Origin of the sequence: Faecalibacillus intestinalis (genome assembly GCF_015097455.1) — a bacterium.
GTDB classification, from domain to species: domain Bacteria; phylum Bacillota_I; class Bacilli_A; order Erysipelotrichales; family Coprobacillaceae; genus Faecalibacillus; species Faecalibacillus intestinalis.
In genome coordinates this window covers 1,136,506-1,159,024 of the sequence record NZ_AP024085.1, presented here as the reverse complement: position 1 = coordinate 1,159,024, position 22,519 = coordinate 1,136,506, and the positions used below count along the sequence as shown (strand labels likewise).

34 protein-coding genes are annotated in these 22,519 nt (G+C 31.1%); 3 read left to right on the top strand and 31 right to left on the bottom strand.

Features of this window, described 5'->3' with window-relative positions; all coding sequences use genetic code 11:
* Positions 1 to 24 precede the first annotated feature (24 nt).
* Positions 25 to 1,506 carry an HAD hydrolase-like protein gene (locus tag Fi14EGH31_RS06230; protein ID WP_117832433.1) on the bottom strand — a complete coding sequence of 494 codons (1,482 nt, stop codon included), beginning with the start codon at positions 1,504 to 1,506 and terminating at the stop codon, positions 25 to 27.
* 744 nt (positions 1,507 to 2,250) lie between these two features.
* Here Fi14EGH31_RS06230 and Fi14EGH31_RS06225 point away from each other — a divergent pair.
* From Fi14EGH31_RS06225 to Fi14EGH31_RS06215, 3 genes are read left to right on the top strand one after another with little or no spacing between them, the layout of a single operon-like run.
* Positions 2,251 to 2,682, top strand: coding sequence for a hypothetical protein (locus Fi14EGH31_RS06225; protein ID WP_118470855.1), 432 nt, complete (start codon positions 2,251 to 2,253; stop codon positions 2,680 to 2,682).
* 17 nt (positions 2,683 to 2,699) lie between these two features.
* Complete coding sequence (locus tag Fi14EGH31_RS06220; protein ID WP_118470853.1) at positions 2,700 to 3,008, top strand: hypothetical protein; 309 nt, start codon at positions 2,700 to 2,702, stop codon at positions 3,006 to 3,008.
* Between the two features lie 10 nt (positions 3,009 to 3,018).
* Positions 3,019 to 3,474: a hypothetical protein gene (locus tag Fi14EGH31_RS06215; protein WP_118470851.1), complete on the top strand. Its 456-nt coding sequence runs from the start codon at positions 3,019 to 3,021 to the stop codon at positions 3,472 to 3,474.
* 140 nt (positions 3,475 to 3,614) lie between these two features.
* On the opposite strand, the gene Fi14EGH31_RS06210 is transcribed toward Fi14EGH31_RS06215, so the two are convergent.
* From Fi14EGH31_RS06210 to Fi14EGH31_RS06065, 30 genes are all read right to left on the bottom strand, one after another.
* Positions 3,615 to 3,803: a hypothetical protein gene (locus tag Fi14EGH31_RS06210; RefSeq protein WP_200765256.1), complete on the bottom strand. Its 189-nt coding sequence runs from the start codon at positions 3,801 to 3,803 to the stop codon at positions 3,615 to 3,617.
* A 1-nt stretch (position 3,804) separates the two neighbouring features.
* The gene (locus tag Fi14EGH31_RS06205; protein ID WP_200765255.1) at positions 3,805 to 4,785 is read right to left on the bottom strand and encodes a peptidoglycan recognition protein family protein; all 981 of its coding nucleotides are present in this window, start codon (positions 4,783 to 4,785) and stop codon (positions 3,805 to 3,807) included.
* Between the two features lie 40 nt (positions 4,786 to 4,825).
* On the bottom strand, positions 4,826 to 5,185 hold the full coding sequence (locus Fi14EGH31_RS06200) for a hypothetical protein (RefSeq protein WP_118470848.1): 360 nt from the start codon (positions 5,183 to 5,185) through the stop codon (positions 4,826 to 4,828).
* Positions 5,186 to 5,187: 2 nt separating this feature from the next.
* Positions 5,188 to 5,409 (bottom strand): holin, encoded by a 222-nt coding sequence (locus Fi14EGH31_RS06195; RefSeq protein WP_233545819.1) that lies wholly within the window; start codon positions 5,407 to 5,409, stop codon positions 5,188 to 5,190.
* 69 nt (positions 5,410 to 5,478) lie between these two features.
* Complete coding sequence (locus Fi14EGH31_RS06190; RefSeq protein ID WP_118632657.1) at positions 5,479 to 5,853, bottom strand: hypothetical protein; 375 nt, start codon at positions 5,851 to 5,853, stop codon at positions 5,479 to 5,481.
* A gap of 20 nt (positions 5,854 to 5,873) precedes the next feature.
* On the bottom strand, positions 5,874 to 6,227 hold the full coding sequence (locus Fi14EGH31_RS06185; RefSeq protein ID WP_118470844.1) for a hypothetical protein: 354 nt from the start codon (positions 6,225 to 6,227) through the stop codon (positions 5,874 to 5,876).
* A gap of 26 nt (positions 6,228 to 6,253) precedes the next feature.
* Complete coding sequence (locus Fi14EGH31_RS06180) at positions 6,254 to 6,586, bottom strand: hypothetical protein (protein WP_118632656.1); 333 nt, start codon at positions 6,584 to 6,586, stop codon at positions 6,254 to 6,256.
* A gap of 201 nt (positions 6,587 to 6,787) precedes the next feature.
* On the bottom strand, positions 6,788 to 7,162 hold the full coding sequence (locus Fi14EGH31_RS06175; protein ID WP_200765254.1) for a hypothetical protein: 375 nt from the start codon (positions 7,160 to 7,162) through the stop codon (positions 6,788 to 6,790).
* 189 nt (positions 7,163 to 7,351) lie between these two features.
* Positions 7,352 to 7,528: a hypothetical protein gene (locus Fi14EGH31_RS06170; protein ID WP_195947079.1), complete on the bottom strand. Its 177-nt coding sequence runs from the start codon at positions 7,526 to 7,528 to the stop codon at positions 7,352 to 7,354.
* On the bottom strand, positions 7,521 to 7,682 hold the full coding sequence (locus Fi14EGH31_RS06165; RefSeq protein WP_158562954.1) for a C2 domain-containing protein: 162 nt from the start codon (positions 7,680 to 7,682) through the stop codon (positions 7,521 to 7,523). Before Fi14EGH31_RS06165 ends, Fi14EGH31_RS06170 begins: the two co-directional genes overlap by 8 nt.
* On the bottom strand, positions 7,682 to 7,957 hold the full coding sequence (locus tag Fi14EGH31_RS06160) for a hypothetical protein (protein WP_117347039.1): 276 nt from the start codon (positions 7,955 to 7,957) through the stop codon (positions 7,682 to 7,684). The genes Fi14EGH31_RS06165 and Fi14EGH31_RS06160 overlap by 1 nt, the downstream gene beginning before the upstream one ends.
* A complete protein-coding gene (locus Fi14EGH31_RS06155) occupies positions 7,945 to 8,232 on the bottom strand; it encodes a PF13754 domain-containing protein (protein WP_117347040.1) in 288 nt (95 codons plus the stop codon). Before Fi14EGH31_RS06155 ends, Fi14EGH31_RS06160 begins: the two co-directional genes overlap by 13 nt.
* A 2-nt stretch (positions 8,233 to 8,234) precedes the next feature.
* Entirely contained in the window at positions 8,235 to 9,128 is an 894-nt protein-coding gene (locus Fi14EGH31_RS06150; protein WP_200765253.1) for an Ig-like domain-containing protein, read from the bottom strand.
* 27 nt (positions 9,129 to 9,155) lie between these two features.
* Positions 9,156 to 9,656, bottom strand: a complete 501-nt coding sequence (locus tag Fi14EGH31_RS06145) for a hypothetical protein (protein WP_195947083.1) — start codon at positions 9,654 to 9,656, stop codon at positions 9,156 to 9,158.
* 1 nt (position 9,657) lies between these two features.
* Positions 9,658 to 10,734 (bottom strand): Gp37-like protein, encoded by a 1,077-nt coding sequence (locus Fi14EGH31_RS06140; RefSeq protein ID WP_195947085.1) that lies wholly within the window; start codon positions 10,732 to 10,734, stop codon positions 9,658 to 9,660.
* The gene (locus tag Fi14EGH31_RS06135; protein ID WP_200765252.1) at positions 10,725 to 11,558 is read right to left on the bottom strand and encodes a hypothetical protein; all 834 of its coding nucleotides are present in this window, start codon (positions 11,556 to 11,558) and stop codon (positions 10,725 to 10,727) included. The genes Fi14EGH31_RS06140 and Fi14EGH31_RS06135 overlap by 10 nt, the downstream gene beginning before the upstream one ends.
* The gene (locus Fi14EGH31_RS06130) at positions 11,558 to 14,158 is read right to left on the bottom strand and encodes a phage tail tape measure protein (RefSeq protein WP_200765251.1); all 2,601 of its coding nucleotides are present in this window, start codon (positions 14,156 to 14,158) and stop codon (positions 11,558 to 11,560) included. The genes Fi14EGH31_RS06135 and Fi14EGH31_RS06130 overlap by 1 nt, the downstream gene beginning before the upstream one ends.
* A gap of 132 nt (positions 14,159 to 14,290) precedes the next feature.
* A complete protein-coding gene (locus Fi14EGH31_RS06125) occupies positions 14,291 to 14,683 on the bottom strand; it encodes a hypothetical protein (RefSeq protein ID WP_118632650.1) in 393 nt (130 codons plus the stop codon).
* A gap of 2 nt (positions 14,684 to 14,685) precedes the next feature.
* Complete coding sequence (locus tag Fi14EGH31_RS06120) at positions 14,686 to 15,315, bottom strand: major tail protein (RefSeq protein ID WP_200765250.1); 630 nt, start codon at positions 15,313 to 15,315, stop codon at positions 14,686 to 14,688.
* Positions 15,316 to 15,333: 18 nt separating this feature from the next.
* Positions 15,334 to 15,696: an HK97-gp10 family putative phage morphogenesis protein gene (locus tag Fi14EGH31_RS06115; protein WP_200765249.1), complete on the bottom strand. Its 363-nt coding sequence runs from the start codon at positions 15,694 to 15,696 to the stop codon at positions 15,334 to 15,336.
* Entirely contained in the window at positions 15,689 to 16,036 is a 348-nt protein-coding gene (locus Fi14EGH31_RS06110; protein WP_200765248.1) for a hypothetical protein, read from the bottom strand. The genes Fi14EGH31_RS06115 and Fi14EGH31_RS06110 overlap by 8 nt, the downstream gene beginning before the upstream one ends.
* Entirely contained in the window at positions 16,002 to 16,364 is a 363-nt protein-coding gene (locus tag Fi14EGH31_RS06105; protein WP_200765247.1) for a hypothetical protein, read from the bottom strand. The genes Fi14EGH31_RS06110 and Fi14EGH31_RS06105 overlap by 35 nt, the downstream gene beginning before the upstream one ends.
* A gap of 10 nt (positions 16,365 to 16,374) precedes the next feature.
* Entirely contained in the window at positions 16,375 to 16,671 is a 297-nt protein-coding gene (locus tag Fi14EGH31_RS06100) for a hypothetical protein (RefSeq protein WP_117347051.1), read from the bottom strand.
* An 8-nt stretch (positions 16,672 to 16,679) separates the two neighbouring features.
* Entirely contained in the window at positions 16,680 to 17,858 is a 1,179-nt protein-coding gene (locus tag Fi14EGH31_RS06095) for a phage major capsid protein (RefSeq protein ID WP_267905660.1), read from the bottom strand.
* Complete coding sequence (locus tag Fi14EGH31_RS06090; protein ID WP_117347053.1) at positions 17,855 to 18,574, bottom strand: head maturation protease, ClpP-related; 720 nt, start codon at positions 18,572 to 18,574, stop codon at positions 17,855 to 17,857. Before Fi14EGH31_RS06090 ends, Fi14EGH31_RS06095 begins: the two co-directional genes overlap by 4 nt.
* Positions 18,574 to 19,722 (bottom strand): phage portal protein, encoded by a 1,149-nt coding sequence (locus Fi14EGH31_RS06085; RefSeq protein ID WP_200765245.1) that lies wholly within the window; start codon positions 19,720 to 19,722, stop codon positions 18,574 to 18,576. The genes Fi14EGH31_RS06090 and Fi14EGH31_RS06085 overlap by 1 nt, the downstream gene beginning before the upstream one ends.
* 21 nt (positions 19,723 to 19,743) lie before the next feature.
* A complete protein-coding gene (locus Fi14EGH31_RS06080; RefSeq protein ID WP_234697835.1) occupies positions 19,744 to 21,408 on the bottom strand; it encodes a terminase large subunit domain-containing protein in 1,665 nt (554 codons plus the stop codon).
* Positions 21,405 to 21,749 (bottom strand): P27 family phage terminase small subunit, encoded by a 345-nt coding sequence (locus tag Fi14EGH31_RS06075; RefSeq protein WP_234697834.1) that lies wholly within the window; start codon positions 21,747 to 21,749, stop codon positions 21,405 to 21,407. Before Fi14EGH31_RS06075 ends, Fi14EGH31_RS06080 begins: the two co-directional genes overlap by 4 nt.
* A gap of 105 nt (positions 21,750 to 21,854) precedes the next feature.
* Positions 21,855 to 22,214: an HNH endonuclease gene (locus Fi14EGH31_RS06070; protein ID WP_117347056.1), complete on the bottom strand. Its 360-nt coding sequence runs from the start codon at positions 22,212 to 22,214 to the stop codon at positions 21,855 to 21,857.
* Positions 22,168 to 22,419, bottom strand: coding sequence for a hypothetical protein (locus Fi14EGH31_RS06065; RefSeq protein WP_117347057.1), 252 nt, complete (start codon positions 22,417 to 22,419; stop codon positions 22,168 to 22,170). The genes Fi14EGH31_RS06070 and Fi14EGH31_RS06065 overlap by 47 nt, the downstream gene beginning before the upstream one ends.
* Positions 22,420 to 22,519: the final 100 nt, after the last annotated feature.

Below are 22,519 nucleotides of genomic sequence, written 5' to 3'. Positions count from 1 at the left end.
GTTTTTTAAAAAAAAGACTATTTTTTAGTCTTTTTTCAACATTTGAACAATTTTCTTAATTAAAGTTATTAAAATAAAATTTGAAATAATAGCCAATAACGCAATTACTGCCATTGATGATAGCGATGAATTATGATAAACAAACATTTTATATGATGGTATTACACTTATAAAACTATGTAAAATATCAAACAACACACCAAAAATAAAATTTATAATTCCTACATAACCATCGATTATCATATTGATAATTTGTGAAAGTTTAGAAGAATCTCCTTGAAATAAAATTTGTACAATTAAAGCAAAAAATACAATAATAACCGAAATCAATAAATTATAAACAACATCAATTACTTTATTTAACCAATGTTCTTGTTCTATCGTATTATTTTTATTTTCTTCATTTGTTTTATTCTCTTCATGACTTTTTTCATCTACGGCATCTCCATTTATAATATCCATTAATTCACTCATTCTTTGGGGATCCAAAGAAGATGCCTTAGAAAATAGAAACGTATCATCCTGTTCATCAGGTAAAATTTCATCTTCTTGCTCTTGTTCTAAAACAACATCATTAAATTTATCATGAACCTCTTGAACGTTATCATTTTGTTCATCATCAAATGAAAATCTCTTTGTTTCTTGTTTTTCTAACTCATTAATTAAAAATTGTTTTGATAAGATTTCATTGAAATAATCATATGTTCTATTAACCAATGCAATTAATTGTTCATCATCTTTATATTTATCCAATAATTGATTTCGAGTATGTGTCAAAGTTTCCAAATCCATTTGTGCATTCATTCCAAGAAGCGGTGAAAACAATTCCACAGAATCATACTTAGAAAATAAAAACATATTCATAATTTCTAAATGATTTTTAGTTATTTTATAAACACTGGCCTTTATCTTATCACTGGCTGGCACTAAATCTGGCATGTAAATAACATTTACAAGTAATTGATTAGCCGCTTCAACCATTGATTCAAAATTAGCAACCACCATTGTATGAGAAGGATCAATGTTCATTCGTTGACACGTCACCTCTAAAATATCCACTTCAGGTAAAGGTTTAAGTCGTGAATCTCCACCAATTAAAAAATCAATTTTTTCATAGATCTTTGCAAGTTGTAAATATTGAATAGCTCTTTTTGTTTTATGAGTCGTATATACTGCAATCTTGATATCTTTTTGTTTACAATATTGAATCAACTCATCAACACCTTCTCTTTTAATATTAGGTTTTAATTTAATATATTCAAATAAATCCTTTTCAACCATTCTATTAAAATCTTTAGCAGAAATATAATCAGACAGTAAAGAATGATCATACATCGTATTCATATTTCCAAGCATTTTGGAAAAATCTTCACGAGTAGCAACTTTATGATAGGTTTCACATGTACTTCGATAATAATTATATCTTAGTCTATTGAGATCTAATAAGCCACCATCTAACGTAAAAATAATCAATTTTATATTTTCACATGTTTGACTATAAAACATAAAATCACCCTCTCTTTTGTAATTATAGCATACATTTTATTAAATATATGATAAAAAAATGTAGAACTTTCACTTAGAATTACATTTTTTCATTAAATATTTTGTTATAAGATTATATTTCATTTTTTTGCACACTTTTAGTTCAACCTAATATGCCCTAGTTTAACCAAGCAAAGCACCTAAAACAAGATATAAAAAAAGCTCAAACCTCTAGTAAAACCTAGTGTTTAAGCCATTTTATCAATTGGTCTCCCCGCACGGTCTCGAACCGTGGACCCTCTGATTAAGAGTCAAGAATCATGAACGTTCAAAACCCGCATTATAGCGTTGCTTTTTAGAAAATAACTGGCTTTTGACTACCAATTTGACCACCATTAATAAATAGCATACCAATTTATATAACAAGGCAAATAGTTAAAAAATATTTACTATTTGTTTACAACAAATTTGTATTATTTATATCAAATAAGTATTGCATATAATACAAATTTGTATTATAATATAAGTGTAGAAAGGAGGATAGAGATGTTTGGAATTTATAATTTAAAAGATTTCTTGGAAACCCTAGCATACGTTGTAGCGATCGTTCTAGGAATCAAAGAAATCTTAAAAGACAGGAAAGGGAATTAAAAAATCCCTCTTCCGTTTATATTATATTCCACATCAAAATATTATGCAAGGCGGATTAATAGCGGTATTGGTAATTTTATTTATATGTATAAAAAATAGAAAGGAAAGATAGAAATGGAAGATTTAAAACAATTCATTTTAGAAAAATCACAATATTTTAATATGAAAGTAATTTGTGAAAAAGCTGGTGTTAACTATTCAACCTTTAGAGGTTGGAAAAATAATGGAAATGCTCTATCAGAAGAAAAATTAAGATTATTAAAAAATACAATGATCAATGTTTGCAAAGGAGAAGAAAATATGAATGCTACAAGTCAAGAAATCAGACAATTTTTAATTGATAATGGAATTAAAGAATATTCTAGAAAGATTCAAGAATACCCTTATAAAGATGGGACATTTACTGTAATTGATTTTTTAGATAAAGACAATAATGGTGTTGCTATTATTGCTGAAAACTTAACACAAGACATTGAAACAGAGCTTTATGAAAGATTTAATAAATTATATGATAATACTTATAAAATGGAATTAATCGATGATTAATTGAGAGGGTGAAAAAAATGAAAGAAATAAATTTAAACCATGACATGTATATAAATATTGATAGTTTAAGCTGTGGAACAACTGATTTAAAAGTTAAAATAAGCAGAAACTATTATTTTGTAAGAGTAGAAAAAAATAAAATCAATTCTTATATTGATATCAAAGTACAAGATGGCGATTTCAAAAAACGCTTAGGTGGTTCTTCTATAAAAAACAATGCTTTTATATCAAAAGAATTTATTTTAAACATCAAAGAAATAGACGATGCACAAAGAATTGTGAAAAAATATAATCGTTTGTTGAATATGGATTATCTTTGCAAATAGGAGAAAAAATATGAATGGAATATTAGAATTTATCAAAGAAGTATGTGAGGATCTATGTATCTCTATACCTGATAGTATAGTTACAGATGATAAAAAATTCAATCAAGGTACTCAACTAGCTGCATTGGCTTATGAAAATGAAAAATCAATTCTGTATTTAAGAACCAAATATGAATACGGTGATGTTGATATGGCATTTGCTATCGCGCATGAATTAAGACATAAATATCAAATCGATACACATGTCTTTGATTTTGATAATTATAAAACTAGCGATAAGCTTTCTATAAGAGAGTATAATCTTCAAAGTGAAGAAGTAGATGCCAATGCTTACGCATACATCGTTTTGCTAGATTTTTTTAAATTAAAAGTTGATTTCAAATTGCTCTTAAAAGATGATGTCGTTGCTGATACAATTATGAAACGTGTAGATGTTATCGTTGAAAACGAATACGAATATGAATAAATAAAAAAACCTACTCTTGATTGAGTAGGCTTTTTTTTAATGTAAAATATTCAATTGTTTCTTGACGTCGAATAATTTAACTAAAGTATGGATCAGTTATAATACAATTAAATTTTTACAACTTTAATTATACTACTTAATTATTTACTGTACACTCCCCATTGTTCATTCATTTTTTCAATTTGATATTGATATTTCAAATTTTCTTGTTTTAATTTCTCAATTCGATTATCTTTTTCTATGATTTGAGAACGATATTGAGTATTTTTGGCAAGTAAACAAATATTCAATAAAAGTAATATAATGATGATAATCTTTAATCTTTTCATTCTAAACACCCATTAATTTCAAAATAGTGTTTCTTCCTGCAATTCCATCAACTTTCAATCCTCTATCTGATTGGAATTGTTTTACTGCAGCTTCTAATCCACTACCAAATTTACCTGGACATTCAACACCAGATGGATCATATCCTCTACACATTAACGCAATTTCTACTGCTGTAACCATGTATTGAGTTTCTTTACGTTTGACATAGTGTTTATCTAAAGCCGATTTACTGTTTTTACCAAAAGCACCATCAACTTTTAAGTTTTTGCCATAGTCCAAATTAATAGCGTGTTGGAAGCATCTAGCAATATTTGCTCGAGTCTTAGGACCATATGCACCATCAGTTGCAATTGAATGACCTGTAAAGTTGATTGAATGTTGTTGACCTCTTGCAATCAAACTGTCTAAGTTATCATTTTTAGCAGCAGCTGGAACTACAGTGCCTGTGCCTAGTGCACCAGTTGTAGAGTTAACAATGTTATTCTTGAATGTTTGCCATACGTTATCATTTAGTAAACCATTACAGTTTGGGCATAATTTACCATTGACATCGTAATGACGTACAACGTGATCAATATCAATATTGTATTTTTTCATCAATGCACGTGCTAACGCATAAGTATTAGCAAGTGTTTCATCGCAAATATGAACAGTACCATCTTTATGGTTATCACACATTTCGATAGAGATTGAGTTAGCATTTTTAATTGTGCCATAATATGGATGGTGAGCTGATTGACATTTACCACCAACTGCATAAGCAGCATAATTGTCCGGTACAGATTGAGTAACACTATTGTCATCTACGAAATAATGAGCAGATGCTTTAACAACTTCCCTAGCAAAGTATTTTCCATTTGATTCATCGCTATCACCATCATTTGAAGTATAGTGAATGACTAAATATTTAATATCAGCTGTGCTACGTTCACTACCATAATTTTCTTTACGCGCTAAATTTTGTTTCATAACATATCCCATATATGTTAATACCTCCTTTTTTAAAATAAAAAGAGAGTATTTAACTACCCTCTTTGCTTTGTAAATGCAGAAGCTCTATCTCATTTTTCATTTTGGTAACCATACCATTACCACCGAGCGCATGGTATGCATCATACATTTCATTGAAATTATCATATGCATATGTAGGGATTGAACCCCTCTTCATATACTTTTCATGATATTCAATCAATTTCACCCTTAATAAAAGCATTGTACCTTTTGAGTTAGCTTCTCGCATTTCTCTTTCTTTTTTAATTCTTTCATCTCTTACAATCGCATCTTGTTTTGCTTTTTTCTTTTGTTCTTGTAAAAGCCACACAATATACGAAAGAATAACTGGAAGAACAATCGTATAAGTTTTTATTAGAAATTCATACATAATTACTCACTTTCAATTTCTTCCAACTCTGGAAGTCCTGCAACACTTGTTAGAATTGAAACAACACCAGATAAACAACTTGCACTAATAATCATTGCCCAATTGACTTCATTCATGACTGTAGACGTTCCAATTAACGCAACTGCTGTTTGAGCTACTGTTTTGATTGCTCTAATACCTGCAGCTTTCAACCATTGATTAAAATCATATTTTTTAATTTTCAACTCAATCACCCTTTCTAGATAGTTTTAAGCCGTGTCCAGGGCATCAAAAAAAGGACTTTCGTCCTTTAATTATTTGCTTTTTATATATTTCAATATTGCATATCCTGTAGCATCAGCAAAACCATTTGATTGTCCAACTTGCAATATTAAATTTGTTTTAGTTATTTGAATAGAAATACCATCATGATCTTCATCTTGATGTGCTCGCGGTATCATGTGGTTTGTTCCATCACTCGTTTTCATAAATAAATCACAACTCAATACTCTGTATAAATCTGATATATTATGTTGTACATATTTATCCTTGCTATCAAACCCATTTACGAGTATTACTTTGCAATATATTTTTTTACCATCAATCCATTGCATCCCTGTTTCCTGTTCTTTTAAAGAAAACTTAAGATTTAATAATGTATTTCCATTTGCATTAACAAATTGAGACATAAGTTCCTATTTGCTAGCAATCAGTATCCTATTACTTGGTATATTGTTCCTTCAACCTCAGTTATATACACACCACCAACGACTTTAGTACATCCACTTAATGTAACGTTTTTGCCACTGAAAACAAGAGTCATCTCATATATTGTAATAGTATTTTCACTTGCATGTACATCTGATAAATGTACTCTTGCACCTGCTTTTAATGACATTCTTGTACTTTTAGGATTAACCCAGTTATGACTTCTATAGAAGATTTCTAGATAGTCATAATTAGAAATATCATCAGTTAATATAAAATCACTTTGAGTTGTACCATCAAAAAGGACAGTACCAACTGGAATTTTAGTCCCATCATTTTTAATAAATTTCCCCATATCATGAGAACAGCTTTTATTTATGACTAATATCTTCCAATGACTTTAGTAACAGTTGTACCTTGATTGTTAGATGAATTTGTCCATCTACAATTATCAATGTGTAACAGTTTTGATGCCTGATTATATTTAAAAGCCATATTAGTAACAGTCCAGTTGTTAACAACACCAGAATATATGATCTCTCCATCAATAATTGGTGCAATAACTGCGCTATTATCACTAATTATGATTAACTCTTTAAATTTCAAAGCATCATCATTTAATGTTAAATCGTGACCATAGCCGAAATGACTACCACTCCAAAGAACAACATCAGCATTGATTTCATCTCCGCTAGAATTAACAAATTTAGCCATAAATAACACCTCTCTTTAAAGAAGTACAGCTATTCAACTGCACCTCCTTTTTTAGAGATAATAGGTAAAAGGATACTGTTTTTACTATTGCTAGTAAACAGTACCCCCCCCACACGAATTTTTTAATTTTTGACATTTGTATGATCCTCTCTTTCTTTAATTCTTTTAATAAAAATCAAATAAGAAAAGATACTAGTGCCTTTATTTTTTTGTGTAACGAATAATTGCTTTAAATTTATAATTTGCCCAACTGTAATTGTTAGCAAAACGAATGTTAGCTACATTCAAAATGAAATACGTACAGTAGAATGTTCCTGTATTACCACCAGAATAATAAACAACAGGGAATCTGTAGAAATCTTCTCCATTTGAACATGTGACTTCATAATCAATAAATTCATTCAAATTACTGATAGAATGATTGATTGTACTTACTCCTACCCTCAATCCAGTCCATGTAATGATTTTTTTATAGATTTTTTTACCATCAATCCAATATTTACCCGTCCAATGTTCATCTGTAGACATTTGTAAATTAAGCAATTCATTTTCATCTTTATCAATAAGTTTTGGCATGTTAACATCTAGGTTAAAACTAACCTAAATGCTTGTCACCACCAATCTTTTTAAAGAATGAGAAAAGGCACTTTGATGTACCTTCTCTAATTTGTGTAAGTTGTGTGTGTGTGTGTGTGTACAACGCACTCACGTGTTTCAAAATCTTTCATATTTTTCTCCTTCCAAAGAAAAAGAGCAGATATCAATCTACTCTTTGTAATATACTGCATTGTCTAATTTTTTATTTTGTTCAGCATCAACATCAATCAATTGATTGACTGCTTTATACAATGCAATTATTTCATCTTGTAATTTTTTAATATCCGCAGGATCTGACATTGTAATATCACTTGGAACTGTTAATTTTGATGGGATATCAGCCAATCAAATCACTCCATTTGAATTTGTTTTTCAATGAATTCCATGTCATTTGTTTCTTTAACCAATCCCATGTAATGATATCAACTGAAATTGTCAGTCTTTCTCCTGCGCTTACATTTTGCTTTGATAATGCAACATTATATATTTTATATCCCATTATCTCACCTCAATTTCAAATTTATTTTTAATGACTTCATCTGCAATAACATAAGTAATAATCATTTTGTAATTTCCACTTTCTTCGATGCCTAATAAAAAAATAAGATCATGCTCATCGATTTCACATTCAATCGTTTGCATCAAATCACCATAGAGATAGATTTCAGCTTTTGCATTTCTAATGATAAAAGTATCTTCGGGCTTTTTTCTTGAATGAACAAAAAGACGTATCTTCCTTTTTTCTCCTGCATACATTTTTATTAAATTCTGCATGGTAGCACCTCCTTGATCTCACAAATATAATCATTACAAAGACTGATACAGCTTTGATAATTGATGATTTCAAGATGGAAGCATAGGTTAGATGTATCTACAGTAAACATTGCTGTTGCCATATATCCCACATTACCTGCATCGTCGTAAGCAAATAAATCCATGATATATTCACCTGCAACGTTTGCAGGAACTAATGCATTCCATCTTTTTTCATCGATTCTATCAAAGATTACAGTAAACGTATCAGTTTTTCCTATAACCTTTACAACCATAACTAGTCAGTTACAGATACAGCAATGACAAATGTCTTACCACCATCAACTGGGTTTGGTGTGATTGAAACATCAGTGATTGTTGGTGCTTTTGTATCTAATGTAACTTTTCTAGTAACTGTAGTAGCTTTACCAGCACCATCTGTTGCTACAACTGTGATTGTATTTGAACCTTCAGTTAATGTAACTGTAGTTGAGAAGTTACCAGAAGCATCTACTGTAACTGCAGTTCCATTTACTTTAACAGTAACTGGTGATGAAGTTGCATCGTTTGTAGTACCTTTAACAGTAACTGTTGCATTATTAGTAACTAAACCTTCAGCAGGACTAGTAACATTTAATGTTGGTGGTACAGTATCAACTTTGAATGTAACTGATTTTTGAGTAGCTGCATTGCCATCATTATCAGATGCATTGAATTTAACTGTATGTGATCCATCGCTTAAAGCTGTGGCTGGAGTGTATGAACATTCGTATCCACCAGTAGTAGCTGTTTTAGTGATTCCAGATGTAATTTTTGAACCACTATCAATTGTGATTCCAATAGTACTTGAATCAACTCCAGAATCATCATCAGTAACTTTCCATTTAAATGTCGGTTTATTATTTGTAGTTGTTGCTGATGCAGTTGGATAAGTAACTGTAATTGTTGGTGCAACTTTTTCTTTTACAACTAATTTTAATTTGCTTCCTAAAGTTGCATCAGTTGCATCTTTAGATGTATTGTTTCCTGCTGTATCAGTTGCTTTAACTGTTACATTGTAATATCCACCGCTTTGATTGTAACTGGATTTTGTCGGAGCAGTAATCGTAGCTTCATACTTTCCAGTTTGTGGATTTAAAGTAAGAGTAGTAGGTACTCCATTAATTGTTGCTTGTACTGTTTTAATTGCCATAATATTTTTCCTTTCAATTTACTTTTTTTAATCTTTATAAAATACGGCATTTGCTAGAACAGGCATGACTTTAGCTGAAACTGAATCAATAGTCATCGTTGTTTCATTGATCAATAATGTAGCTAATTTTTCTTGAATAGTTGTTCCATTGTTTACCAAAGTCGGTTCAACAGGATTAGCAGATGAATAAGTTCCATTTACAACTCTAATCTTAGCTACATCATCACCCGTTCCATTTCCATTTTTAATGTATTCTGCAATAATGATATCTTTTCTTTTTTGTCCTAAAGTACCACTTGTAATTGTAATGTCCTCATAGTTTTCGATTCTTATTAGGACACCATTAGACATCATATACATTCCATCCATGATTCTTATTTTATTGTCTGACTGTTTAGATATCACCATTTTTGAGCCGACATTTAAAATTCCATTCATTCCAAAAATAGCACTAAACAAAAGAGCATGATCACTTGCGTCAACATGCCCTGTATCAGTAGTATTGATTGTAATTCCCTTTTGTGACAAATTACTCACCTACCTTGTATTCAATTTTTTTCATTCCATTTTCAATTGTTAAAATCTTTCTAGTGATTTCTGTTTCAATAGAAAGTCCCGTGATATCGTCAACGCTTGTAATGATATCACCTAATTCTAATTCTTTTTTTAATGAAGTAACACCTAAATTGATTTCTTTTGTTTCCAAATGATTTTTAAATTCTTCAATCGCTTTTTCTACTAAATCATCATCACTTTCACATGACTTATAATCATAGACATACATTGATGAATCTATATTTCCTATTTCATCTTTTGACAAGTCCGTAATCTTTTCAAATGCATCATTTCCATCTTCATCGATAGAATGCTTAATCAAAACGATTTTTCTATCGTGCAAGTCTCCTTTGCCTAAAGCAATCATTGTATCTACTGAGTTGGTAGAATCAATACTTGAAGTGATTTCTATACTGTAATCTCTGTTATATACATCATCGATGACATTTTTTTCAACTGCTTCAACAACAATATTTCTATCATCGTAATCATAAGTATGATAGACCTTTAATCTCATATTTTTTTCATCAAGCACATTGATGATCTTATCATAGAGATAATCATATCTTGATGAAGTAGTCATATTGATTTGAGTATCCTTATCACTTACTCTATAGAGTTTTAAAAAAGCACTATAGAAAACATTATTGAATAATATTTCAAGAGCTTTATGGATTTCTTTATTATCAATAGTTAAATAATCATCCCTTGCTTTATAATTGCTGTTATATTTTGGAAATATAACAAAGCGATGTAAGAAGTATCTCCAATTTACTCCCGTGATTTTGACAGTTGAATCATCTGCGTTCTGTATCTTTTTAGCAAATCCACCAAATTCACTGTTAGGAATATAAATCAAGTCATTTTTTTGAATATCCATTTTTTTAAAATATTCTTTTGATAATTCAATATAGAAATCATTATCATCTAGTGATGCTTTCTTTCCTATAATGAATTCAGCTTTTTTAAATTTTGCAATAACTGGCATTTCCTTTAAATATAAATCATCACTGCGTGTTGATGAATCAATTCTAGCGTGCATTATTTCCATTCTGGAGTCCCTCTTTCGTAATAAAGAATCACTCTTACAGAGAATTGAGTCGTTTGTTCAAATAGATTCAATCCAATTGGAATCAATTTAAAAATACTTGATTTTTTATATCGAACATCCATTACATCGATTGCTACACCATCTGCGGTATACTTGAGAACTGTTTTTTCAAAGGGGTCAATTTCTATTCTCTCTTCTTTTAAAAGTTCTGTATTGACTGCATAAATGTTGTCAGCAATTGAAATCCTTGGATTTTTACAAGGTCCATAGAAAATAATCTTTGCTTTTGAAGAAGCAAAATGTATATTGTTAACAAATCTATCTTTTTTTACCGCTCTGTATGAAAAGGGATAAGAAAAAGGATATTTCATACCAGATGATGAAGTGATATCATCATTCATATTGAAATCAATCACAGTTTCCTTTATCCATTTTGAACAGAATCTAACAGTATAGGTTAGCATTTCTAAATTGCTGTACTTAGCAAAATAATTAGGTTTAGGCTTAATAAAATAACAATAGGCATAGTAATCATTTATATAAAGCTTACCTGCTTTAACAATCTCACAATCATATCCAAAAATATAATCAAGATCATTAATCAATTCTTCTTTGTTTTTTCTATATACTTGGATTTCAATTTCCTTTTCAGTTCCATTAAAATAAAAGCTGTCTATATCATTACGATTGTCAAGCTGATAAGAAGTAGAATTGAAACTAATTTCACTTTCAAATAGTGTTTCGATATTTTTGATAAGATAAGGAGCAGTATTTAAATCTACTGTCCCTTTGTTACCAACATATCTAATATCATATTTTTTCATCAGTACACCTCACTTCTTATCAACTTTCCTAGTTCACGTCTATCTAGTTTAATTGACAATCCTGCTCTAACAAGAGCATTTACAAAGACATCTGCAAGTCTTTGATAATCAATCAATTCTTGTTTATTAGAACCACCGGAATTTGTTAATGGAGTTACTCTTGTTTGAGTCCCCATTTGAGTTAACAACTCTGCACCCCGTTCTCCTACGATAGCACTTCCTTTTAATAAGTTACCACCAGTAGCGAGCGCCGGAATCTTTCCTAAATGACTTAAGCTCAATCCAAAGCTCTTACCACCGAGTGCAGGAACCCAATCGGGAATATCAAAATGAAGCGTATTCAATCCATCAATCATTTTATTGATTCCGCTGATTGCTCCATTCAAGCATCCTATAACTGCATTGATTGGTGCCCTACATACGTTTCTTATCGTATTGAAAATCGCACCAAAGATATCAATGACACCTTCCCATGCTTTTCTCCAGTCTCCTGTAAATATTCCAGTAATGAAATATATCAATCCTCGAATAGCTTGAATTACAGCATCGATTATTCCAGATACACTTGATAAAAATGAACCTAACAATCCCGCTGAACTTGTCACAAAACCAACTATGACTGTCAAAAGTCCTTGAATCAATGGAATAACAATTATTTCTATCAATGAAACAATTGCATTGATAATAGGACTAATTCCATCGAACAGCCATGAAATCAATGTAACGATGTTCGCTATGACAATTTGAAAATTTTCCCATAAGGGAACTAATGCCTCTTGCCAGATTGCAAGAAGTGCAATTTTCAATGTATCAAATATCGGTTGAACAACGACTGCTAGATTTTGTAGTATCGACATGACTTGAGTTACAATATCGACAACTGCATTTCTAAATCCCTCGTTTGTATTCCACAAGTTAACAAGTGCAGCTACTGTTGCTACAACAAGTGCAATGATTGCAAGTACTGGTCCGCTCAATGCACTGACTACTGTACCTATTGCTCCTGCTGATTCAGTTGTTCCAAACAATGCCAATTTGAATTTTCCAAACAAGGATATCGCGGTGGATATTGGTCCTGCAAGCGTTCCAATAACAACCAATAATGGTCCAATTGCAGCTACAACAGTTCCAATGATTACAATGATATTAGTTATTTCATCATCCAAGCCATTAAGCCAAGAAAACAAATCAGTAATTGCTTCTACAATATCACGTAATGCTGGTTCTAATACTTCTGATACTTTGATTCCTACACCTTCTAATGCAGAAGATAGCGTAGTCAAATCACCTTGCAAGTTATCTTGCATCGTATCAGCCATATCTTTAGCAGCACCATCTGCATTCTTGATATTTTCATATAAAGAATTGAAATCACTGTCACTTGCATTGATGATTGCAAGCATTCCAGACATCGATTCTTTTCCAAAGATTGTACTTGCAGCGGCTGACTGTTGTGCACTGCTTAATTTTCCAAATTTAGTTCTTAATTCTTCTAGGATTGTAATCAATGGTTTTACTGATCCATTCGTATCAGTAATTGAGATGCCTAATTTTTTCATCTGTTCTTTCATTGAATCGGTTGGACTTGCTAAATTGGCAATAGCTGTTTTCAAAGCAGTACCTGCTTGTGAACCCTTGATACCAGCGTTTGCCATCAAACCAACTGCAAGAGCAGTATCTTCAACGCTGAATCCTAATGTTCCTGCAAGAGGAGCAACATATTTAAATGTTTCTCCCATCAAGGAAACGTTCGTATTTGCGCTCGATGATGTTTTTGCGAGAACATCGGCAAAGTGCGATGAATCTTCCGCTTTCAATCCAAAGGCAGTTAATGCATCCGTTACGATATCACTTGTATTTGCAAGACTTTCACCAGAAGCAGCTGCAAGATTTAAGATACCTGGCAAGCCATCTATCATCTGTTGCGTGTTCCATCCTGCCATTGCCATGTAGTTCATAGCTTCGGCAGCTTCACTTGCACTAAATTTAGTGGATGTTCCCATTTCCTTTGCTTTATCTTTTAAAGCTTCCAAATCTTTTCCAGTTGCTCCAGAAACAGCAGATACTTCACTCATTCCTGCTGAAAAGTCACTACCTACTTTTACAGCTGCAACTTCTAATCCAGCAATAGGAGCAGTAACATTTTTAGTTAATCCATTTCCTATTTCTTTTGTCTTATTTTCAAAAGCTTCAACCTTTTTAGCATACTCTTCTATTTGAGCTTGACCACTTTCTAAAGCAGCGTTTACTTCGTAAAGTTGTTTCTTATATTTATTCAAACTTGACTCTGCGTTATTCAATTGTTGCTTTTTATTGGCAATAGCCTTTTCATCTTTGTTTTCTGCATTTTCAAGTTCTTCTAGTTGACTTTTTAATGCATAAACTCTTGATGAATAAGTTTCTGTTTGCTTTGTCAAATATGACTGTGTATCTTTTAGCTTTGTCAATGATGATGTTGATTTATCCCATTGACTTTTAGCCAAAGAAAAAGCACTGTAGTTTTCCCTAGTCAGTGCGTTGATTGTTTTTAATGATTTTGTAAAATCAGCTGTTCCATCAGCCTTGAACACAAGACCAACTCTTTTTAGATCATCAGCCATGTTCTATTTTACTCCTTTCGAATTCAACATGAGTTTCTAATAATTCATCAAAAGTAATTGGACTCATGTGCCAAAAATCATCTTCTGATAAATTAAGCTGTGTCAAAGCAAGATAAAGATTCTTCGTGAAATCTATTTCTTGCTCTTCACAAAATTCTTCATATTGTCTTTTTTTTTGAGAATTTCCATTTTATTTTCAAATTGCTTGATTATATTTACAATCGCATCTGGTTCAATTGGGCATAATGCCAATGCATCTTCAAATTCAACCTTTTCACGATTAGAACGTAAAATTACATAAATCATTTTTGCAGCCATATAGAATTGTTTATCTTCTATTTTTTCATGCAGTTTTTTAGCAGCAACAGATGATTTATCATCCATCTTTTCATATTTATCAGTCATTCTTCTTAAAGCTTTTGTTTCTTTATCAAGATTATTGTTTTTAATCAAATAAAGAGTTAAAAAGCTGACTTGAATTTCTATGACCCTGCCATCCGTTAACTTGATGTCTTGTTTATCCATCACTAATCACCTGCAATTACTTTTTTTAGATCTTCATCGGATGTGATAACTTGATTAAAGAATTTTTCTTCTGTTAATCCAGTTGCAGTTTTTACAGCAGTATCAAATTCAATAGCAATTTGTCCCTTATCATTAAATGGATAAGCTCTAATTGTAACTGTATCATTTTGCTCACTGAATGATTCTTCTTTAGTGTTCGTATCATCAGTATCAGCTGTTAATTTGCATTTTGGATACCATCTGAATTTTTTTCTGTTTTGACGATAGAAAACAGTTTGACCAAAAGCAAAGAATGGACGTTCGCTTGAACCGCCTTTTAAAATCAAACCGCTTTCTGTAATTTCATCTCCTCGCATTTTTGCAAGGTCAGTAGGATCAAATGCAACCACTTCTACTTCACTGTCAACGGATGAAGTATCAGAAACTGTATCATAATCTCTTCCAGATGCGTATACCGGTGTCGTATCTCCGTTTTCAGTACGTTTGATGCTTTTAACAACGTTTGAAACAGCGACCTCTTCTTCATATTTACCTGAAAAGATTTGAGGGTCTACTTCGTTTGTTGTAGCAAAACAATATCTCAATCCACCGACAGATTCTTTTATCGATGGTCTTTTTTCTTTTTGTGACATCTTTCTACCTCCTAGTTTTTATAAGTTGTTTCTTTTTTTAAAACTATCTATATATCTTTTTGAATTTCTATCCCATAAAGGAACTAAATGAGGATGACTACTTCTCATCTTGACAGTTCCCCTTTCAACCATAGGACCATAATATTTACCCCACCCTATCTCTATTTCCTTTGATTTTTTTCTATAAGAAAAAGTGGATATCAAATGTGTATATCCACTTTTAGAAATCTTTGATTTAGGACTGGGTAGTTTCAATAAGTCTTTGACAAAATCTTGTGCTATCTTTTCTTCCTCTTCCAATACATTATCAGATACTTTTGCATATTCTTCTAATGCTTTTGAAAAATCAAGAAGTCCATCAAATTCACTTGTATCACTCATCATTATCAACTTCTAACTCTACCGTAAAGTAAGAATGATAATAATTTCTATCTTTGTTTTTTTCTTCTACATATTCATGATAGATCGTAGGATGCAATCCTAATTTTCGCATAATGTCTCTTAATTCAAGCAATTTATCATGTCTAGGTTTTCTAGAAAAGAATGATACTTGAATCGTTTCAATAGTGATATAGACATCATCACTTGCTAGTTTGTCATCCCATGCAATTTCCCAAAAAACGATTCTAGGATATTTACTTGCATTATTGACAGAGCTTTGACCTTCGTTGATTGGAATATCTAACTCACTTAATGCATTGACAAAATCCGTTTTCTTCATCATATTCTCCTTCCCAATTCACAAGAGTTATATCAGATTGTTTAAATCCATTACTATCAACAAAGTGATAAATGTTATAAACCTTATAATAATGTTCATCGATTTTCAAAACACTCATTGAATCAATAAATCCTTTGACGTATGGAACTCTAATTTTTAGTTGAATATCAATATCATGAGAGTCTAAATCGCTTCTTAATCTGTCTGATATACCTAATTCTTGATATGTCATAGAAATATCTTTTGATTGCAATGAAGTATTTGCTTGAACGCTATCATCTTCTATGATTTCAAAAACTTCAAAAAGCCCATCATTATAAATGGGCATATGAATTCTACTAGTTTTCTTCATCATTTTTAATCAAAGGAACTTTGTCCATTTGCCAAGACAAAATCTCATCACTGTAATTTTCAAAGAATTCATCTGTTCTACTATTATATGCATAAAGCACATAGTTTTTTAATAGCGCTCTGGCAGTCAAATCTTCATCATAATCAATAGTTCCAACTAGTTTTGTTAAGCGATAATTTCCCTCACGGATATTATTTCTAATAGATGAATCTTCATAATAAAAAGGAATAAATTTCTCTTTTCTAATTTCATCTATCAAGTTATCAATAACTTTTTTATCCATTTTTTCAATTATTCAGTTGCTTGTGTTTGCGCATTTGTTTGGAAATATTTTGGAACATATTCAACTAATTTTGTTGGATCAAAGTAGAAACATACATCATCATCTACTGCTCTACCATTTCCATAAGCTTTTGCAATAATGACATCTGCATCATCCATTGCTTTTGTTTGATCATATTCTTTAACTTCAATTGCTGATAATCCCATTGTGTAATAATCAGGCTTATCAATAAATAATCCTGCTTGTCCTTGAGGACAATTTGCAGTTGGAATTGTTCTAATTTTATCTTTAGATACTTGCACATATCCTCCAGCTAGTGCTTGTACATATAATGCAGGATCTACATAAGCAGCTTCATCATTTGGATTACATACTAACGCTAATGATGGAATTGCTCTTTTCCCACCATGCGATAATTGTGTTTTTACGGGAGCTAAACCTTTAGGTGTAAATTCAGTTAATTTTGAATTTTTAGTTTTCATTTTATGTTCTCCATTTGTTTCGACTTCATTTATTTTTCGGAAAACACCGATAGGTTGTTCAACTCCAGTTCCTAATAAGAATGCATATTCTAAACCATCATTCATTGTTTCAGCTAAAATTGCTGTAAAGTATTTATCAACAAATGGATTTGATAAATCTCTAATTGCTTTAGGAAGAACTAAATATGCTGTGATTTTTCCTAATTCGATATTTAATGCTTCAAATGCAACGCTTAATTCACCTTTAACAGCATCAGTCAATTTTCCCCAAGCATAAGTTCCAGTTTTGGATGCTGATAACCATTTTTTTACGTCAGCCGGAGCAAAAGATACTAATGATAATAAATCACTTGCTTTTTTTACATCAGCTAAAGTGTTATCAATGATTGTTGTTGGGATCAAGTCGATTTGTTTTCCATCGATAGCTTGTCTGACATCTGTTTTTAAAGCATCATAGAATTTATTTTCTTCATCGCTTAATTGTCTTAATCCTAATTTATTGAAGTTTTGAGCTTTTGCATTTGCATTTGCTGATTCTTTTAAGATTTGTTCAATCAAATCCTTATTAGCAGCTTCATTGATTAATTCTACTGCTTCTAAAATTGCTTGAGATTTATCTTCTGCTTTTTCTAAAATCTCTTTTGCTTTTTCTAATGTAGCTTTATCTACTTTATTAAATTTCATTTTTTTCTCTTTCCTTTCTATTTTTTTGTATTAAAAAAAGCATTCCAACCTGTTAATGGCTCTTCATTTTTTGCCTTTTCAAGTTTCAATGCTTCTTTTACCTCATTCAATTCTTTTTCTAAATCCTTATTCAACATAACTTGATGATTCAAGTACATTTCATTGATTGATTGCTGTGCATCATCATCTTCTTTGATTGATGTAGCAAATCCCATTTCTAAAGCTTCCTCTGCAGTAATCCATGTTTCATTGTCCATCAATTCAACTATTTCATCTCTTGAAAGATTTGAATTTTTTTCATAAATAACAATCGATGGTTCTGTGATTTTATCTAGATCATCTGCTTGCTTTCTTAAATCTTTAGCATTACCGCTTGCCCAAGTCCACGCATGATGAATCATCAGCAATGAACCTTTATGCATGACTCTTTCCTTTCCTGCCATAAAGATGACACTTGCAATCGAACATGCAAAAGAATCACATACAGTAGTTACATTTCCTTTGAATTCTTTAATCATATTATGAATTGCAAGACCTTCACTTACAGACCCACCATATGAATTGATATGAACTGTTAAATTGTCTGTATCGACATCATTCAATTCTTTTAAAAAGTCATAGGCACCTACATCACTTTCATCCCACTTGTATGAGGTGATGTCTCCATAAATATAAAGATCTGTCATTTCTTCATTTGATTTTTTGAATTCATAGAACTTTTCATGTCCTTTCTTCATTATTCATCACCCCCTTTCGTATTTTCATCCATGCCTGTAGCATAGTTTTTAGTAAATCTTCTAGCATTTGCCCAATCTTCATCGATTGGTGGTTTACCACGTAATTTTAAAATATCGTTGTGAGACCAGCCATTAGAATATAATTTATCAAGATTAGATGCTTGCTCGATGACATCAATATGCTTGATTGCATCTGTATTGATTAAAATCCTATCTCCTCTTTCCCATTCGAGCTGAGAAAGCCAACATCCATTCATCCCATCATTTAACTCTTGAATAATTGGATCAGCAGCATACGTAATAAATTCATTGTTAGCATCACTTTTTTCAGTAACTTCTCCATAAAAGACACTTTTTGGAATTCCTAAAGCAATCGCTACATTTGTGAACACTTCATCTTTTAATGCTTTGACATCACTAGCAGTCATCGTTGACTTGCTGTCAATCGCACTTATGTCGAGTCCATTTCTAGAAAAGATAACTCTTATATCATCACTTGAAAGGTCCTTTCTAATTTTTTCTGTATACTCATTTTCAGTTATTGGTTGTCGGGTTTTTTCACTATACACTTGTATATTCCCCGGCATTTGAATTTTAAATTTTGAAAGTTTTGACTTTACTCCTTTTATAGCAGCACTCCAAGCAATCGCATTTTCTTGATTGATTTCATTTAGATAAGCTAACAACTTTTCATTTTTATACTTAAATAAGACTGCATCATTTGATGTAAATATCCTATCCAGTTTATAAGTTCTATTCCCGCTTCTAATAACCACATTTGAAAATGTTCTAGGATATAGAACATCATCCGACTGCACAAAGCTTTCAGCTCTATAAATATTTCCATCACTCATTTGTACAACTAAACATCCATCACTACTTGTACACATTTTCATAACAACTTGTTTCCAAAAATCAGTAGCAAACTCATTTGGGTTAGGTCTAACATTTAAACAATATTCAGTTTTGATTGCATCGCTATCCGTTGAGTAGACATCAATAGGACATTTCGATATCAAATCAGCAATCTTGTTAAACCCAATTTCTAATGCCAACTGCGAAAGTCTATTTTTTTCAGCCATCATATCGATATAGTAATCAACTAATTGACCATCTTTATTAAACAATTTCTTTACAAATTGAAACATTGATTCACCTCCTCATTTTTTCTATATATAAATAATCGTTTCATCTAACATATCTTCTGCAGAAATACTACATACAAAAGCCATAAAACCATCATTTTTTCTTAGTTTTGGTTCTATTTTTCCATATGATTTATTTCCATACTTGTCCATTTTCACAGCGGTATTATTGGTATACCATCGCATTATGGCACTGTTTCCAAAGTTAATATTTCCATCTACAAATGCTTTTTCGATTAGAGGAGCTACATATGTATTGATTGCACCTTGATTTCTAATCATTCTTACAAGTCCAGCTGGATTTTTCTTATCTTCTATAATAATCCCTTTTCGTTCAAATACTTCTCTAAACAACTTAAATCTATACGTATCCATGATGATTTTAACCACATTGTATTTTTGCATTTGTTCAATACACCATTCGACAATCGCATTTATACTTAAACTTTCTGAGTTGACTATTTCATAATCATCAAATCCTTCCAAACCGATATTTTGTTCCAATGGAAATTTTATCGATTCAAAGTAAGGACTGTTCCTGCAAATCCATGTCTTTTGTCTCCAAACGTAAACACCATCTATTTTAAAAAGCAAGCCAGCAGATGCAAAATCTCGGATATCTGCATAGTCAATTCCTATAATGCAAGGATGATAGTTTATATCATCTGGAATCGCTCTTTCTATCTTATTTTCTACATCACTATAACAAGCTCTTAAAATATCTTCCCATTTGGCTACTGTTATTTCTTCATTTCTCGCAGGTAGATTCATTCTCTTAGTTAAAAATTCTGTCATCATCGATGGTAATTTTTGTGCTTCTTTAAAATCTCTTAAAATTTGTATTTTTAAATCTGGAAGAAATTCCATCGATGGATTTGCTAAAACAAAATATTTAGGATCATTAGCTTGCTCTTTTGAATTAATTTTACAAAAAAAGGGAAAATAACCTAAATCATTTTCTCCTGTTTTTAATATATCATTGCATAGTTGAATTAAATCATCCAAAGGACCATCTCTAACATTCCCATTTGTAGTAATAATAAATTTTCTTGCATGCTTTATTTTTCCTAATTGAGAATTAAATACTTTTATCTGATCATAATTTTCATACCCATGATATTCATTAAAAAGAATAGCTCCCGATTTCTTACCATCCTTCGTCTTAGCGTTAGAAGTATTATAACGTAACTCAGCTCTTGTCTTTCTATTTTTAATAAGCTCTTTTGTTTTATAGAATTTACTTCTAAATTTATTCCATTGAGCATCTAACATTTCATAAACAACATTGAAACTGTCTTTTGCTTGCTGTTCATTATTTGCGATGATATCAATGTGATAATTTTTAATTCCGTATAATGGTGTCTGAAAAAAATTCATCAGTGGCATGATAAAACCATCTTTCCCATTTCCACGTCCCATCAATATAATGATTGTTGTGAAAAGTGGGACATCATCGACATACATAAATACAAAAGCATATATGAATTTTTGATATGGAAACAAAGGATAATAGTTATTTTCGCAATATTTTAAACAATTTTGATATGTTTTTTCATCAAAAAAAACATCATTTCTAGCCAATGTAGGCATAATGATGTTCTTTATTAGCAGTTTTCTTTCTTTGTTTATCTTATCTGGATTCTTTTTTACATAGTCGATATAATCATTGATTTCTTGACATTCAATCAATAGTAATCATCATCCGAATTATCAGAGGTGTTGATTGGATTTTGTAAACCTAATTCATCAAGGATTTTCAACATAGTTGTTGTTATTTTCATTAAATTTTGCACGGATTCATTAGGCTTTTCGCTTTTAAATCCATTTCCGGATGTAACTGTATATCGCAATCCTTTTTTTCTGATGTCCTGTTGGCATTTTCGTTTAAGATCATAATATTTCATATAATCTTCAATCAAATCAAGATAGTAATTTTGATACTTACCTTGAGCTTCCAACTGTTCAAGCAAGTCATCCTTGATTTCTTTTTTTGTCATAACAACACCCCTTTCAATATTTTTTCTAATCAACCACCCGTTATCACGCACGCGCGAATATTTCTGAAAAGTTAGGACCACATGCCCGTTCTCCGTGTTTCAAATTCGCATGAGAATTTGACGGGGGGGTATACTGAATTACCACATTTCTTTAGTCAATTTCTTTTTATACTTGAATTTTTTCCAAGTTCCATCTCTACCTTCAACTATCTCATGACATTCAAAGCAAAGACTTACTAGGTTATCATCATCCAATGCTAATTCAAAACAATCTTTCATCGGTATGATGTGATGTACATACTTTGCACGTTTGATTTTAATTCTCTTTATTGGTTTTGATTCAACAACATAATTACCTTTGCATCTTTGACATTCATAATGATCTCTATTAAGTATCTCTATGCGTTTATCTTTCCACTCACGTGATACATAGAATGCATGTACATCACCATCATTGACTAGCTGCTTTACTTCTTCTAGCGTTCTTCTTTTCTTCATCCACTTTATTGTAATAGATATTCTTATATCCTTTGTCTTTTAGTTCCTGTAATGATTGGTTTATGTTTTCTGGAAACATATCCAATTGATAAAAGACTCCATTATATTCATAACCATAAATATAATCTTTATTTTGTGCTTTGACTTTTGTTTCTTTGATCAGCCATTCATCAGTCACTATTTTCTTTTGAATTCCATGATACATAATATCTACCTCCTTTTTTTGTAAAGAAAAAGAGATAGACATAATCTATCTCTTTGCTTTCAAGACAAAGCATTGATGTTGTTTTCATTTAAACCACATT